Here is a 14,553-nt window from a genome sequence, read left to right as displayed (position 1 = left end):
CGTACCTTTGCAACGTCAAACAGATAAAATAACAATTAAAACTATAGAGATATGGAAGCAATCATCACAGCAGCAATGGTACTGACAATGTACTTCAACGCTAATTTCAAGGCAAATGCACAGAGCACTGATAACACTGTAGCTCAGAAGATCGAGTATCGCTATGAGTATGATGAGCAGGGAAGACTCTCCAACAAGGAGACTCTGAGCTGGGATGAGGCCACAAAAGAGTGGCAGAAGAGCAGCCGTCTTACTTATAAGTACTATAAGAATGGCTATAACGTAGAGGTTAGCTCGTGGAATGCTGACAAACAGGCCTACGATCTCCCATCAGAGGTTACACTCTATCGTTCACAGGCTCCAAATCTCACATCGGTTAAGACCTACAAGATGAACGAGACTCATGATAATATGTATCTTACCTCGCGTATGGTTGTTATGGAGCCGCTAGATGGCAATCTTCTTGCTGTGAAGTAGAATTCTCTCTCTTTAAATTATAAAAACCCTTAAATGGGTATCAGAATCCGTAATTGGGGTAACCTGATTACGGATTTTTATTTGTACCTTTGCAGACGAATATATACAAAAACAATGAAACTGATAAAAGACAAAGAATTTGGAGGTGAGCGACCTCTGTTTGCAACTCACGATCTTAGACTAGAGAACATCGTGATTGTTGATGGCGAATCTGGTATTAAACAATGCCAGCGCATGGAGTGTTATGATAGCAAGTTTTATGGAAAGTATCCTTGGTGGCATGTTGATGGTGCACGTATAGAGCGCTGCTATTTTGCACCAGGTTCTCGTTCGGCCATCTGGTATACTAACGATTTGGTGATGAAAGACTGCACCATCGATGGCCCTAAGTTCTTCCGCGAGATGAAGAATGTGGAACTTGAAAACGTAGTGATTAACGATGCCGATGAAACCTTCTGGAAGGTCGACGGGCTGAAACTTAAGAATGTTAAGCTGCACGAAGGCACTTATCCTTTTATGTTTTCGCAGAATATCTATGTTGATGGATTAGAGAGCGATGCCAAATATGTGTTCCAGTATTGTAAGAATGTAGAGATTCACAATGCTAACATTGTTACAAAGGATTCGTTCTGGGAGTGCGAGAACATCACTATCTACGATTCTACCCTCGATGGCGAGTACCTGGCCTGGCATTCTAAGAATGTGCGATTGGTTAACTGCCATCTGGCTGGCGAGCAGCTGCTTTGCTACGCTCAGAATCTGGTGCTCGAGAGTTGTACTTTCGATGCAGCGTGCGATCGTGTATTCGAGTATGCTGAGGTCGAGGCTGATATTAAGGGACATATTGAGAACATCAAGAATCCTACTTCTGGCCACATTATTGCCGATTCCATCGGTAGCATTACCATCGATGAAAACGTACGCCAACCTAATAGTTGTAAGATAGAAACAAGGCAATGAACTACAATTTCGATGAGTTAATTGATAGACGCAACACGGGCTGCGTTAAGTGGGATGAGATGGAGTGCGATGAAGTCATTCCTCTGTGGGTGGCCGATATGGACTTCAAGGCTGCACCTGCCATTCAGGAAGCCATCCGTAAGCGTGCTGAACACGGTGTGTTTGGCTACACTCACGTAGACGATAGCTACTATGATGCTGTAATCTCGTGGTTCCAGCGTCGTCATGACTGGGCTATACAGCGCGAAGAGATTCTGTATACTACTGGTGTTGTTCCTGCTATGTCTGTGGCCATCAAGGCCTTGACTATGCCCGGTGAGAAAGTTCTGATTCTATCGCCTGATTATAACTGTTTCTTCTCTTCCGTCCGCAATAACGGTTGTGAGGTGCTTGAAACCGTTTTGGTGAGAAAGGACGATAGCTTTGAGGTTGACTGGGCTGATTTTGAGGCTAAGTGTGCTGATGAGAAGACTACTGTTTTCTTGCTTTGCAACCCTCACAATCCCACAGGGCGTGTTTGGAGTAAGACCGAGTTAATGCATATGAACGATATATGTCTTAAGTATGGTGTTAAAGTGGTAAGCGACGAGATCCATTGCGAGCTGATGATGCCTGGAAGTAAGTTCCAACCTTTTGCTGCGGTTAGCGAGTCGTGCCGCCAAAATAGCGTGATACTTAACTCCCCCTCCAAGTCGTTTAACATCGCAGGATTGCAGGTGGCTAATATCATCTGCTCGCAACCCGAGTGGCGCCGTCGTTTGGATCGTGCCATCAATATCAATGAAGTGTGTGACCTGAACCCATTTGGCCCTGTTGCTTTAAAAGCGGCCTATAACGATAGCGAGGATTGGATTGACGCACTTAATGAATATCTATATGGTAATTACCAGTTTTTGTGCGATTTCATCGAGAAGAACATTCCTCAGTGGCATGTTTGTAAGCTTGAGGGCACTTACTTGTGTTGGGTAGATATCAGCCAGATGGGCGAAACTTCACAAGATTTATGCGATCGTCTGTTAAGTGAAGCCAAGGTATGGCTTAATCCAGGCACCATGTATGGTCCGCAATCGGGTGAGGGGTATGTGCGAATAAACATAGCAACACAACGCTCACGTTTGATGGAAGCCTTGAAAAGAATAAAGGATGCACTCGATTAAAAGTGCATCCTTTATTTAGTTAATCAGGAAAATCTTAGTCAGTCCGTTGTATGTTGCTTTGATGGCACAACGGCCATCTACAACGTTTCCGATCTTGAAAGTTACTCCAGGTGCACTAGCAGAGCACTTGATGGTGTTGCCATCCTTTCCCGTCTTGCCATAAACCTGATAACGTGTCTGGTCGGTATATCCGTTTTGATTGGTAAAGCGGATTGGTGTGTCAGGGATAATCAACTTGGTGCCATTGAGTTCGATAGTAACCTGAGGCACTGCTGGTGCCTCGAACTTCTCGCCTGCTTTTGAGAATCCGATTCCGTGCAGATCGAACAATCCCTGTGGGCGCTGAGGTCCACGACGTGGGCCCCACTGTGGGCGCGCAGGAGTCTTGATGTCAGCACCTTCGGCTACCAGATAGATGGCGTGCTTGCCTGTGAGTCCCTCAACGGCAGGAACGGCTACCTTGTAGATGTTTGCTGTACGTGGTGCATCGGCTGGTACATCGATTACTGCAATCTCCTCGCCATTCCATGCGTTGTCGAGGCGTACGTGAATCTTAAATGCACCGTGTCCGCCAGGAGTCAGGTTCAGGTTCAGTGTGGTTCCATCGCCTTTTTGTGCTCCTTTAAAGGCCTTGATACCCTTGGTGTCCCTCACCAGTCCACCAAATCCGAAGTACTTAAAGCCTACGATGCCTGTGTTGGTGATGCCTGCCAGATCCATAGAGTTGTTCCAAATGTCGTGATTATCTTGCATCCACTCGTTGCTGTTTGTGCCTCCAGTCATAAAGCAGGCAATACCTGCAGAATAGTAGGCGTATGGTGGCAGACCATAGATCTGGAATCCCTCAGATGTTACTTCTGCGCCTGTATACTCTGTGCCATCACTAGCCTTGGCTGTCCACACGTTGTTACCTGCCTTATCGGTATATGGGTCATAACCAGTTATTTTTACAGTACCGCCCTTTGCAACAGGTTTCTTGTCCCAGGTTATCTTTACCGGGGCTACCATTGCCTGACGAGCGTAGCCGAAACCACGTGGCGGACGATGATAGAACACGTACCACTGGCCGTTTATTTCCTGTAGCGAGCCGTGGGTGTTGTGTGCGGCGTTAGTGGTGATAAGTTTGGCGCTGTTCTCGCCCTCAACTACGCCACGCGAGTCGACCAATACACCACCAGAGCGCCAGGGACCTAAGGGTGAATCGCCAAAGGCATAACGAAGCGCAGAGTTTGTTGAACCCTGTCCGTATTCAGGACCACTATAGCCTGAGAATACCATGACGTACTTGTTGCCAACCTGACGGATGCTTGAAGCCTCGAAGAAGTTGAATTCGCCAGGGTTCTGACCTTTATAGAGTGCAGGATACTGTGTGCCCTCTGGATCGCGCACCTTGCCGTAGCTGGCCGATGCGGGGATAAAGTAGTCGTGCAGTTCTGTGCCCGGACGCATAGAGTACATGGTGTTCTGATCCAGCTCGCAGGCTGTAGAGTGCTGGAATCCATAGAATACGTAGGCACGGTAGCCCTTGTCGTAGTCCTTATCCTTCTTATTGGTGATGTTCTCGATGAATACCGATGGGTCGAAATCGATAAGCGAACCAGGAAGACACTTACGGCCATCCTCTGTCAGATTGATAGGGGTGAAAGGTCCGTTTGGCCTGTCGCCTTTACAAACCATTGGCACACGCTGCCATCCGCGAGAGTGAGGATAAAGGTAGTAGGTCTTTTTGCCAGTAGCCTTGTCCTTCACCTCTACCAGGTCGGGGGCAAACATGGTGTCCCATTGTCCGTCAACATAATAGGTAAATATCGGTCCCTCATCGCGCCATTGGGTCAGGTCTTCAACTGGTGCCGACCACATGCGTATGTCGCTACCGCAATAATCAGTATATTTGGTGTCGTGCGATCCGATGATGTATGCACGCAGTTTGCCTGGGTTGTCGGGATCCTCGAAAACACGTGGTTCGCCATCAGGCAGATGTTCCCAGAGTGGGAGATAGGGGTTCTGTGCGTTGACCGACAACGCGGCAAATAGCAGCAGAGGTAGAATAAATAGTTTCTTCATAAAATAGGGGTAAATTGATTTTAATTTCGATATTTTGCTTGCAAAGATAGTAAAAAACCATCATTAAAGCTACGTTATTACGCTGAATTGTTTAACTTTGCAACATATATGAAAGTAATTGTAACTATTCTCATGTCAGCGTGTGCATTATCTATGCACGCAGCCGACTATAACATCAAGGATTATGGTGCCAAAAACGACACCACAGTGCTTAGTACTCATGCACTTCAGAGTGCTATCAATGCTTGTTCGCAGGCAGGTGGAGGTAGAGTGGTGGTTCCTGCTGGTATGTACAAAATAGGTACCATACAACTTAAAAGCCATGTGCATCTTTATCTGGAACAGGGTGCTACGCTCTTTGGAAGTACCCGATTAGATGATTATATCCCGATGAAATCGGATTATTTGTCGCTCCGCACGCAGACTACAACCATTCAGCTCATCTATGCCGATGGTGTTCAGGATGTGTCGATCGATGGTTTGGGTACTATCGATGGTCGTGGTAGGGCTTTCAAGAAACTATCGTGGAACGATGAGGGCATCACCCGTCCACATCTCATTCGTTTCATCCAGAGTCAGGATATTATGGTGCGGGGTGTTACATTACGTAATTCAGGTTGCTGGATGCAGCACTATCTGGCCTGCGATCGCCTTATTATCAATGGAATTAAGGTTTTTAATCGCAACAATTATAATAATGATGCACTCGATATAGATGGTTGCCACGAGGTAATAGTGCGGGGGATGATAGCTGATAGCGATGATGACGGAATTACGCTTAAAAGCACTTCGCCACGCCTTTGCGAGAATGTGCGTATCAGCGATTGTGTGGTGTCGAGTCATTGTAACGCTGTGAAGTTGGGTACTGAGACAAATGGTGGTTTCCGTAATATCAATATCAGCGGCATCGTGGTGAAACCTAGTTACAATCAGCACGAAAAGTTCTTCGGGCAGTGGATTGGTTCATCTGCTGTTTCGCTCGAAATAGTTGACGGAGGTGTGATGGAGAACGTTAATATCTCTGATTTTACTGTAGAGGGAACGGAATCGCCCATCTTTGTCCGTTTGGGCAATCGTGGTCGAGGTTATAAGGCGGGGCTGCATATTGACCATGTGGGACATATAGATGGCGTTAGGATTGATAATGTTCAGATTCGTCATGCAGGCTCTATGGGCTGTTCGGTAACAGGATTGCCTGGTCATCCTGTTCGTAACGTGTGGCTTTCTAATATTACGCTGCATCATAAGGGTGGGGTAAAGACTTCTCAGTTAGCGGAAATTGCTGATTCTATCGCCAATGAAAAGGCTTCTAGTTATCCTGAGGCAACCATGTGGGGCAATCTGCCAGCCAAGGGATTCTATGTGCGTCATGCTCGTAATGTACAGTTTGAAAATGTAAATATTCTAACTGATGAACCAGATGTGCGCCCTGATTTTGTTGAGGTTGATGCTCAGGGGTGGGGAGATCAGGGTGATGGCACCTATCATAATCCTGTACTTAATGCCGATTTCTCTGATCCCGACGTTATCCGCGTGGGAAATAAATATTATATGGTGGCTTCTGATTTCCACTTTATGGGAATGCAGGTACTGAAGAGCGATGATATGGTGAACTGGCGCTATATCAGCCAGATTTATCATCGTTTTGATGAGCCGGGGTGGGATGCAAACCAGCATTATGCCGGTGGTTCGTGGGCGCCAAGTATTCGCTATCATAATGGTCTTTTCTACGTCTACTTCTGTACGCCCGAAGAAGGACTCTATATGTCTACAGCTAAAGATCCTAAAGGCCCTTGGGCGCCTTTGCATCTTGTTAAGCGCGTGGCCAAGTGGGAGGATCCGTGCCCGTTCTGGGATGAAGATGGACAGGCTTATCTAGGCCGTAGTCAGTATGGAGCAGGTCCGATTATCGTTCATCGCATGTCGGCAGATGGTAAAACACTGCTCGATGAGGGTAAGACAGTTTACGAAGGTCCTGTAGCCGAAGGAACAAAGTTTATGAAACGGCATGGCTACTATTATCTGATCATTCCAGAGGGAGGTGTAGGTACTGGTTGGCAAACAGTATTGCGTTCTCGTAGTATCTATGGCCCTTATGAGGGACGTATTGTGTTAGAGCAAGGTTCTACACGGATAAATGGTCCTCATCAAGGTGCACTTGTAGATGCGCCCGATGGTTCGTGGTGGTTCTACCACTTTCAGGAGACACCTGTTTTGGGGCGTGTGGTTCATCTGCAGCCAGCCCGTTGGGAGGCAGATTGGCCTGTCATTGGCGTAGATTACGACAAGAACGGTGTAGGTGAGCCAGTTGCTGCATGGAAAAAGCCAATTTCATCGCCCGTATCAACCCCTTTGAAAACCTCTGACGACTTCTCTGGTTCATTGGGTTTACAATGGCAGTGGAATCATAATCCTGTTGATACACATTGGAATCTTACTGACCGTAAGGGATGGCTCACACTTAAGGCACTTCCTGCTGATAGTTTAAAGCAGGTTAGAAATATGTTAACTCAAAAAGTTGTTGGATTTCAAAGTGAGAGTATCACCAAGGTGAGTGTCTCAGGTTCCAGTTATGCCGGTCTCTTCTGTTCTGGAAAGCTGTTTTGTGGCGTAGGGCTCTGTAAAAACGGAGTTTTTGTGGAGTTTGGTGGAAAGCGCAAGGTGATAAAAAAAGGTATATATAAAGAAGTGTGGTTAAAGGTTGCCAATGATTCAGAACAGAATCGCCACCAGTTCTATTATAGTTTTGATGGCAGAAATTATCATCCTGCTGGTTCGTCTTTCAGCATGCGAGGAGGATATTGGAAGGGTATCCGTGTAGGTTTGTTCTGCTATGAGCCTACAGACCAAGTCAAGTCTAGGCGTAAAACCTCATCATCGATGGCCCAATTCGACTGTTTCGAGCAGAATTTTGCCCAATAGTTTGGTTGATTGACGGAAAACTCGTACCTTTGCACGCAGAAACACACGCTGCCCTGATAGTTAAATGGATATAACAAGGTCCTCCTAAGACTTAGTTCCGCGTTCGATTCGCGGTCGGGGTACTCTTATTTATGTACACGTGCGCGTATGCGTACGTGTATTTTTTTTATGATGGCAATAAAAAAAGAGCTGCACTCCGATGTTGGAATGCAGCTCTCATTTATGACAATAATGCTATAAAAGTTCTATTTACTTTGCAGCAGGAGCCTCAGGCAGAGTCTCATCGTCCTTGATGGTGCGGCCCATCCACAGGAATGCTGTAGGAGCAGCGATGAACAGTGAGCTGAGAGTTCCGAATACAACACCAAGAATCATGGCCAGAGAGAACGAGCGGATGCTATCACCACCAAGGATGAAGATAGCCAGCAGCACAATCAGAGTGGTTACAGAGGTGTTGATGGTACGAGCCAGAGTCTGGTTTAGTGACTCGTTGAACAGCTGCTGACGGTCGCGCTTAGCGTAGAGGCCAAGGTTCTCACGGATACGGTCGAATACAACCACCTTATCGTTGATAGAGTAACCGATAACGGTAAGGATAGCACCGATGAATACCTGGTCGATCTCGAGCGACATTGGAACCCAGCCCCAGCACAGTGAGTAAACACCGATTACGAGCAGAGCATCCAGAGCCAGAGCTACAACTGCACCTACTGAGAATGCAAGGTTGCGGAAACGCAGCAGGATGTAGAGGAAGATAGCAATCAGAGCGATACATACGCTGATGATAGCACCGTGAGTGATATCCTTAGCTACTGAAGGACCTACCTTGGCAGAGCTGATGATTGAACCACCCTCGCGAACATCAGGATTCTTGAACTTCTCTACGCTTGACTGGCTAACGAGACCAGCCTTCTTCAGAGCATTGAACAGGATTGTTTCAGCCTTGTCGTCAACCTCAGGATTGTTGCTCTCGATATCCCAGTTGGTAGAGATACGAACGGTCTTACCATCAGTACCCAGAGCGATAACAGAGGTGTTAGCCTCCTGATTAGCCTTCTCGCCAATGGTGTTGATGAATGCACCGGCCATAGCCTTACGAACCTCCTCAACAGGAGTCTGGTTGTCGAGTGTTACTACGTAGTTACGACCACCGGTGAAGTCGATGCTCTGGCTCAAGCCGCGAACAAAGAACGAACCAATGCAAACTACAGCTGCAGCAGCCCAGATACCATAAGTCTTCTTATATGAACCCATGAAGTTGAACTTAGCGTTCTGCATCAGGTTCTTAGAGTAACCAGTTACGAAGGTGAGGTTTGTCCACTTATCCTTGCTCAGCATGTAATCGTAAACCACACGTGTGAGGTAAACAGCTGTGAAGAATGAGATAACAATACCGATGATCCAAGTGGTAGCGAATCCCTTAACAGGACCTGTACCGAAGTAGAGCAGGATGATACCAGTAATCAGTGAAGTGAAGTTAGAGTCGAAGATAGCGCTGAAAGCGTTAGAGTAACCCTTGTTCAGAGCCTCCTTTACACCAAGACCCTTCTTCAGCTCCTCCTTGATACGTTCATAGATAAGCACGTTGGCGTCAACTGCAGTACCCAGAGTAAGTACGATACCGGCGATACCAGGCATTGTAAGAGCGGCCTGGAACGAGGTGAGAATACCCAGAGTGAAGAACAGGTTGAACAGCAGTGCGATATCTGAAAGGATACCAGGAACAAAGCCGTAAAGCATGATCATGTAAATCATCAGCAGCACGAATGCAACGATGAACGAGATGATACCCTGCTGGATTGACTGAGCACCGAGTGAAGGACCAACAACCTCCTCCTGTACGATACGTGTAGGAGCTGGCATCTTACCAGAGTTCAGAGTGTTAGCAAGGTCCTTAGTAGCCTCGATGGTGAAGTTACCAGTAATCTGAGAGTTACCACCGTCAATCTGAGTGAGGATACGTGGAGCAGAGTAAACGGCATCGTCGAGCACGATAGCTACGGCCTTACCGATGTTTTGCTTTGTGATCTGGCTCCAGCGACGTGCACCGTCAGAGTTCATCTGCATTGATACAGAAGGGTGACCCATCTGGTCGAAGTCGTCCTTAGCGCTGGTGATAACATCACCCTCCAGTGGAGCACGACCTGAAGGCTCAGTAACCTTCAGAGCATAGAGCTCAAAGATGTCGCCCTTAGTATTCTGACCTCCGAAGTCCTCTGGCTGAGCACCCCAGCGAAGTTTCAGCTCGGCAGGGAAGATGCGGTTAGCCAGTTCAGAGTAGATAATCTTGTTAATCTCGGCAGTATCGCGAGCGTTAGCATAACCAACTACGGCCAGTGAGTTGCCCTGTGTAGGCTGGAAGATAGAGAACAGAGGGTTCTGCTTCTTAGCCTGCTCAAGAGCCTTGTTGTCCTTAGCGTTATCCTTCTTAGCCAGCTTAGATGCCAGATCGCCAGTTGTAGCCTTAGCACTATCAGCAACGGCAGCAGTAGCAACACTGTCTACAGCAGCAGAATCTTCTACTACCTCGCCACCCTGAGCTGCCCAACGCTGGTTGAGCTGAGAGAGCAGAGGAGTAACCTCCTGTGAGTTGTATGTCTCCCAGAACTCAAGGTTAGCTGAACCCTGGAGGAGCTTACGAACACGCTCAGGCTCCTTGATACCAGGCATCTCAACCATGATACGGCCGCTCTGGCCCTCAAGCTTCTGGATGTTTGGCTGTACAACGCCGAACTTATCGATACGGTTACGAACTACATTGAATGAGTTATCAACGGCACTCTGCACCTCGGCACGAAGAGCGTTCTCAACTTCTGAGTCGCTTGACGATGTGCTAACCTTGCCCTTCATCTGCTGGGTAGCAAAAATGGCAGCAAGTGGACGGCCGTTGCCTTCCTGCTTCCAATACTTAATGAACAGAGAGATGAAGTCGTTCTGACTTGTCTCCTCTTCCTTCTTGGCCAGCTCCATAGCCTTCTTGTAGGCGGCATCGGTCTTGTGGTCAGCAAGTACGTCAACCACATCAGGTACTGATACCTCAAGAATTACGTTCATACCGCCCTTCAGGTCTAGACCCAGGCCAATTTCCATCTCACGGCACTGCTTAAGAGAATAGATGCCCATGTACACCTTCTCGTTGTTGATTGAATCGAGGTACTCCGCACCTGCCTCTTCGCCCATAGCAGCAGCCTTACTTTCGTAATGGCGTGTTACGAACGAGAAGGAAAGGTAGAAGCAGCACACGAGAACCAAAAGCACTGCGATAAATTTTACAATTCCTTTGTTTTGCATTTTGATTTTAATTGTTGTATATTTATAATTTATTTTGTTCGCGTATAAAATAGCGTGCAAATATAGGCTTTTTTTTTCACAAGGAAAAATTTATTGGCAAAATTCGTTAGAATTTTAGGGGTTATCCTTCATTTTTAGGGTACAAATGATGGGATAATGGTCACTTGCGTCCATTTTATTGTCAATTCGGCAGTTATATGGCTCAAAGTGACTTGACACCAAAATGTTGTCAATGCGCACATAAAATCCTTTCTGATTATATGACAAACCGATGCCTTTTCCAGTGGCTTCATAGCAGTCGGTTAACCCCTTCGCGATGGTGCGATGAGCGTACGAAATGGGGTTGTCGTTGAAGTCGCCGCACACGATTATCGGGTACTCTTTATGGGCCTCGATAAACTCGTGTACAGCCTCGGCTTCAGGAGCACGTATTGCGGCATATTTGCCCAGTTTTTCGAACAGGTAGAGCGTCTCGGCCTTAGCAGTATCCTTCTCCATTTTGCCCGATATCATCTGCTTGTATCTGTCGCGCTCCTCATTGCTGAGGTGTGTTCCCTCTAAGTGGTTGTTAATCACGATGATAGTGTCTTTGTTAACCTTTAAAAAATAGGCAACAGAACCATTGGCGTGCGACTCATAAGGTATGCGTTCTCTCCTGATAATAGGAAAACGCGTGTGAATGCCTACGCCATTGATAGCCCCATCGTTAGGGTTGAAGATGACGGTATCGTTGTACGGGTAGATCTTTTCGTACCAGTTCTTGACGTATCGGCGCCAGGTGTCAACGTCTTCTTGCAGACAAGCTATGTCGGCGTTTTGCCGACTCAGGTAGTCGTAAACGGTTTCAAATCCTTGTTCGTACTTATAGTTACCGCCATAGGTGCAAACGTTGTAGGATATGATTTTTATTGTACCTTCCTTAGGTTCCTCCTGAGCAAGATGCAGAGGCATGTAGAGCGTAAGCGGACCGTATACAATGATATAGCCCACAATGGGAATCCACACTCTGCGCCACTTGAACGTGAGCCAGAAGAATACAAACAGCATGTTGGCAATAAGAAATATAGGGAATGTCATGCCCATACACGATAGCATGGGGTGCTCAACAGGGTTTATGCGGTCGGCATATCCTGCTAGAACCATGAGCAGGATTGTAGCCACGTTGGCTCCTGCTACCATGTTGACAGTAAGCGTTTTCAGCTGCTTAATCATGACTGGTTGCTTGCATCGAAGAGTCGTTTCTTCTCTTCTTTTGTAAGACTATCATAACCACTCTTGCGTATCTTGTCAAGAATAGCGTCGATTTCTGCCTGATTCTGGCGTTTGCGGGCGTTGAACTCCATATCGTCGTCCTTGGTAGCTCTGCTGCCACGATTGGCATGCATATTGGGATTGCTATATCCGCTACCCTGATTGCTCTGGCGCTGCTCAAAGTTGCGCTTCAAGTTCTCAAAGAACTGTTGGCCGCGACCGCGATCGAATCCAGAGTTAGGATGGCGATTCCAATAACGAATCATCAGGAATCCGAAAAGCATGCCGCCAAGGTGAGCCGTGTGAGCCACGCCATCGCCGCTAGAACCTAAGGCCGAGAAGAACTCGATGGCCACATATCCTAATACAAACCACTTGGCCTTGATAGGGAAGGGGAATGGAATGATAAACAATCGCTCGTTGGGGAATGTCATACCGAATGCTAGGATTACTGCATATACCGCACCTGATGCACCAATGGTGGTCCAGGCATTAAGTTGTCCGCTTAGTTGCTGACCAATAGCAAATATCTCGCTAAAAGTAACACTTGGGTCTTGAGCGGTGATAGTCATATAGAACTGTCCCAATTGAGCTATTTCCTGTAGGATTCCGGCTCCAATGCCACATGTAATGTAATAAAAAAGGAATTTCTTTGGCCCCCATACGTTTTCGATGACACAACCAAACATCCATAGGCCAAACATATTGCTGAGAATATGCATAAAATTGGCGTGAAGAAATAAATAGGTGATGAACTGATAGTAATGGAAGTCGTTTGCCATAAAGAAATGCAGACCTCCAATATCTGCCAAGTCTACACCTCGCAGTTGCAAAACTACGGTAGCTAAGAATGCTATCAGGTTAATGATAAGCAGATTCTTTGTAATGGGTGGTATGCGGAACATCATAACTTTTACTTATTAATTAATAATTATTCGGCAAATACGCCTTTTGTTATCTTTTGGCGGCAAAATTACTAAAAATATCTGTTTTAAAGGCCAAAAAGTGCGCGAATACAACTATTTTTTATCAAAAAACGAATTTTTTCTGTTTTTTTGTTGTTTGTTTGAATACTTTGCTTTATATTTGCGACAGATTTCGACTATACAACAGTTATTACTATTAATAATTCATTAAAATTTTAAAGATTATGAACAAAACAGAATTGGTAGAGAAGATTGCAGCAGGTGCAGGCATCTCAAAGGTTGACGCTAAGAAAGCTCTCGACGCAACAGTAGTAGCTATTAAGGACGCTCTGGCAAAGGGTGACAAGATTGCTCTCGTAGGTTTCGGTACATTCAGTGTAAGCGAGCGCCCTGCTCGTGAGGGTATCAATCCTCTGACAAAGCAGAAGATTAATATTGCTGCTAAGAAGGTTGCTAAGTTCAAGGCTGGTGCAGAGCTTACTGCTGCTCTCTAATTTACAAAATTGTAAATAAAAATTTTGGGGATCCTTTTCAGGGTCCCCATTATTTATTTTGTGTATCAAGTGTGCTTATTTAGGCTGCTTGCCGATGTAAGCCAAGATTCCACCATCAACATAGAGTACGTGTCCGTTAACTGCATCTGATGCATGTGAAGCAAGGAATACAGCAGGGCCACCCAACTCTGAAGGATCGAGCCAACGTCCGGCAGGAGTCTTGGCGCAGATGAATGAGTCGAATGGATGGCGGCTACCGTCGGCCTGACGCTCACGCAGAGGAGCTGTCTGTGGAGTAGCGATATAACCAGGGCCAATACCGTTACACTGGATGTTATACTCACCATACTCAGAGCAGATGTTGCGAGTAAGCATCTTCAGGCCACCCTTGGCTGCTGCATATGCAGAAACAGTCTCACGTCCCAGCTCAGACATCATTGAGCAGATATTGATAATCTTACCCTCGCGGCGCTCCATCATCTCAGGAATAACGGCCGATGAACAGATAAATGGACCAACCAAGTCGATATCGATTACCTGCTGGAACTCGGCACGCTTCATCTCGTGCATAGGAATGCGCTTGATGATACCTGCATTGTTTACCAGAATGTCGATCTGACCAACCTCAGCGTGAATCTTCTCTACGAGAGCCTTAACAGCGTTCTCGTCGGTAACGTCGCATACATAACCCTTAACGTTGTCGATGCCAGCCTCTTTGTAGTTGTCGAGACCGCGCTGTAGGGCAGCTTCGTTAATGTCGTTGAAGATAATTGTCTTAATACCTGCTGCAACAAATGCCTTAGCAATGTTGAAACCAATTCCGTAAGATGCACCAGTAATCCATGCATTCTTACCTTCTAATGAAAATAGATTTGCCATAATTCGTTTGTTTTAGAATTTGTTCTTTAGTAGTTGGACGACTCGGATTCGAACCGGGAATGACAGAACCAAAACCTGTAGTGTTACCATTACACCATCGTCCAATGCATCCTATGCGGGTGCAAAGGTAGT

Annotated in this window: 10 protein-coding genes and 2 tRNA genes; 6 read left to right on the top strand and 6 right to left on the bottom strand. The window is 46.4% G+C overall.

Annotation, left to right across the window (positions count from 1 at the left end):
* Window positions 1–51: 51 nt before the first annotated feature.
* The 3 genes from BUB86_RS05380 (at window position 52) to BUB86_RS05370 (ending at window position 2,594) form a co-directional block, all read left to right on the top strand.
* The gene (locus BUB86_RS05380) at window positions 52–477 is read left to right on the top strand and encodes a DUF3836 domain-containing protein (RefSeq protein WP_081373115.1); all 426 of its coding nucleotides are present in this window, start codon (window positions 52–54) and stop codon (window positions 475–477) included.
* Between the two features lie 114 nt (window positions 478–591).
* Window positions 592–1,437: a DUF3737 family protein gene (locus BUB86_RS05375; protein ID WP_073206614.1), complete on the top strand. Its 846-nt coding sequence runs from the start codon at window positions 592–594 to the stop codon at window positions 1,435–1,437.
* Window positions 1,434–2,594: a MalY/PatB family protein gene (locus BUB86_RS05370; protein ID WP_073206611.1), complete on the top strand. Its 1,161-nt coding sequence runs from the start codon at window positions 1,434–1,436 to the stop codon at window positions 2,592–2,594. The genes BUB86_RS05375 and BUB86_RS05370 overlap by 4 nt, the downstream gene beginning before the upstream one ends.
* Before the next feature lie 15 nt (window positions 2,595–2,609).
* On the opposite strand, the gene BUB86_RS05365 is transcribed toward BUB86_RS05370, so the two are convergent.
* On the bottom strand, window positions 2,610–4,658 hold the full coding sequence (locus BUB86_RS05365) for a hypothetical protein (RefSeq protein ID WP_073206608.1): 2,049 nt from the start codon (window positions 4,656–4,658) through the stop codon (window positions 2,610–2,612).
* A gap of 108 nt (window positions 4,659–4,766) precedes the next feature.
* Between BUB86_RS05365 and BUB86_RS05360 the strand changes: the two genes are divergently transcribed.
* Together BUB86_RS05360 and BUB86_RS17565 are read left to right on the top strand one after the other, a co-directional pair.
* Complete coding sequence (locus tag BUB86_RS05360; RefSeq protein WP_081373114.1) at window positions 4,767–7,580, top strand: family 43 glycosylhydrolase; 2,814 nt, start codon at window positions 4,767–4,769, stop codon at window positions 7,578–7,580.
* Window positions 7,581–7,630: 50 nt separating this feature from the next.
* Window positions 7,631–7,702, top strand: a tRNA-Arg gene (locus BUB86_RS17565).
* Window positions 7,703–7,829: 127 nt separating this feature from the next.
* On the opposite strand, the gene secDF is transcribed toward BUB86_RS17565, so the two are convergent.
* The 3 genes from secDF to BUB86_RS05345 form a co-directional block, all read right to left on the bottom strand.
* The gene (gene secDF / locus BUB86_RS05355) at window positions 7,830–10,871 is read right to left on the bottom strand and encodes a protein translocase subunit SecDF (RefSeq protein WP_073206603.1); all 3,042 of its coding nucleotides are present in this window, start codon (window positions 10,869–10,871) and stop codon (window positions 7,830–7,832) included.
* Window positions 10,872–10,985: 114 nt separating this feature from the next.
* A complete protein-coding gene (locus BUB86_RS05350) occupies window positions 10,986–12,083 on the bottom strand; it encodes an endonuclease/exonuclease/phosphatase family protein (protein ID WP_073206600.1) in 1,098 nt (365 codons plus the stop codon).
* Window positions 12,080–13,027 carry a rhomboid family intramembrane serine protease gene (locus BUB86_RS05345; protein WP_073206752.1) on the bottom strand — a complete coding sequence of 316 codons (948 nt, stop codon included), beginning with the start codon at window positions 13,025–13,027 and terminating at the stop codon, window positions 12,080–12,082. Before BUB86_RS05345 ends, BUB86_RS05350 begins: the two co-directional genes overlap by 4 nt.
* Window positions 13,028–13,272: 245 nt before the next feature.
* On the opposite strand from BUB86_RS05345, the gene BUB86_RS05340 reads away from it, so the two are divergent.
* Window positions 13,273–13,542: an HU family DNA-binding protein gene (locus BUB86_RS05340; RefSeq protein WP_073206597.1), complete on the top strand. Its 270-nt coding sequence runs from the start codon at window positions 13,273–13,275 to the stop codon at window positions 13,540–13,542.
* Between the two features lie 75 nt (window positions 13,543–13,617).
* Here BUB86_RS05340 and BUB86_RS05335 read toward each other — a convergent pair whose 3' ends face one another.
* Both BUB86_RS05335 and BUB86_RS05330 read right to left on the bottom strand, forming a co-directional pair.
* Window positions 13,618–14,421 (bottom strand): gluconate 5-dehydrogenase, encoded by an 804-nt coding sequence (locus BUB86_RS05335; RefSeq protein ID WP_073206595.1) that lies wholly within the window; start codon window positions 14,419–14,421, stop codon window positions 13,618–13,620.
* A gap of 33 nt (window positions 14,422–14,454) precedes the next feature.
* Window positions 14,455–14,525: transfer RNA gene (locus BUB86_RS05330), tRNA-Gln, on the bottom strand.
* Window positions 14,526–14,553 lie beyond the last annotated feature (28 nt).

Source organism: Xylanibacter ruminicola, assembly GCF_900142525.1.
Taxonomy (GTDB): Bacteria; Bacteroidota; Bacteroidia; order Bacteroidales; family Bacteroidaceae; genus Prevotella; species Prevotella ruminicola_A.
This window is presented reverse-complemented; position numbering and strand designations above follow the sequence as displayed.

What these genes read in the sequence shown, in the direction of transcription:
- BUB86_RS05380 (WP_081373115.1), top strand. Translation starts at nt 52, where the DNA reads ATGGAAGCAATCATCACAGCAGCAATGGTACTGACAATGTACTTCAAC.
- BUB86_RS05375 (WP_073206614.1), top strand. Translation starts at nt 592, where the DNA reads ATGAAACTGATAAAAGACAAAGAATTTGGAGGTGAGCGACCTCTGTTT.
- BUB86_RS05370 (WP_073206611.1), top strand. Translation starts at nt 1,434, where the DNA reads ATGAACTACAATTTCGATGAGTTAATTGATAGACGCAACACGGGCTGC.
- BUB86_RS05365 (WP_073206608.1), bottom strand. Translation starts at nt 4,658, where the DNA reads ATGAAGAAACTATTTATTCTACCTCTGCTGCTATTTGCCGCGTTGTCG.
- BUB86_RS05360 (WP_081373114.1), top strand. Translation starts at nt 4,767, where the DNA reads ATGAAAGTAATTGTAACTATTCTCATGTCAGCGTGTGCATTATCTATG.
- secDF (WP_073206603.1), bottom strand. Translation starts at nt 10,871, where the DNA reads ATGCAAAACAAAGGAATTGTAAAATTTATCGCAGTGCTTTTGGTTCTC.
- BUB86_RS05350 (WP_073206600.1), bottom strand. Translation starts at nt 12,083, where the DNA reads ATGATTAAGCAGCTGAAAACGCTTACTGTCAACATGGTAGCAGGAGCC.
- BUB86_RS05345 (WP_073206752.1), bottom strand. Translation starts at nt 13,027, where the DNA reads ATGTTCCGCATACCACCCATTACAAAGAATCTGCTTATCATTAACCTG.
- BUB86_RS05340 (WP_073206597.1), top strand. Translation starts at nt 13,273, where the DNA reads ATGAACAAAACAGAATTGGTAGAGAAGATTGCAGCAGGTGCAGGCATC.
- BUB86_RS05335 (WP_073206595.1), bottom strand. Translation starts at nt 14,421, where the DNA reads ATGGCAAATCTATTTTCATTAGAAGGTAAGAATGCATGGATTACTGGT.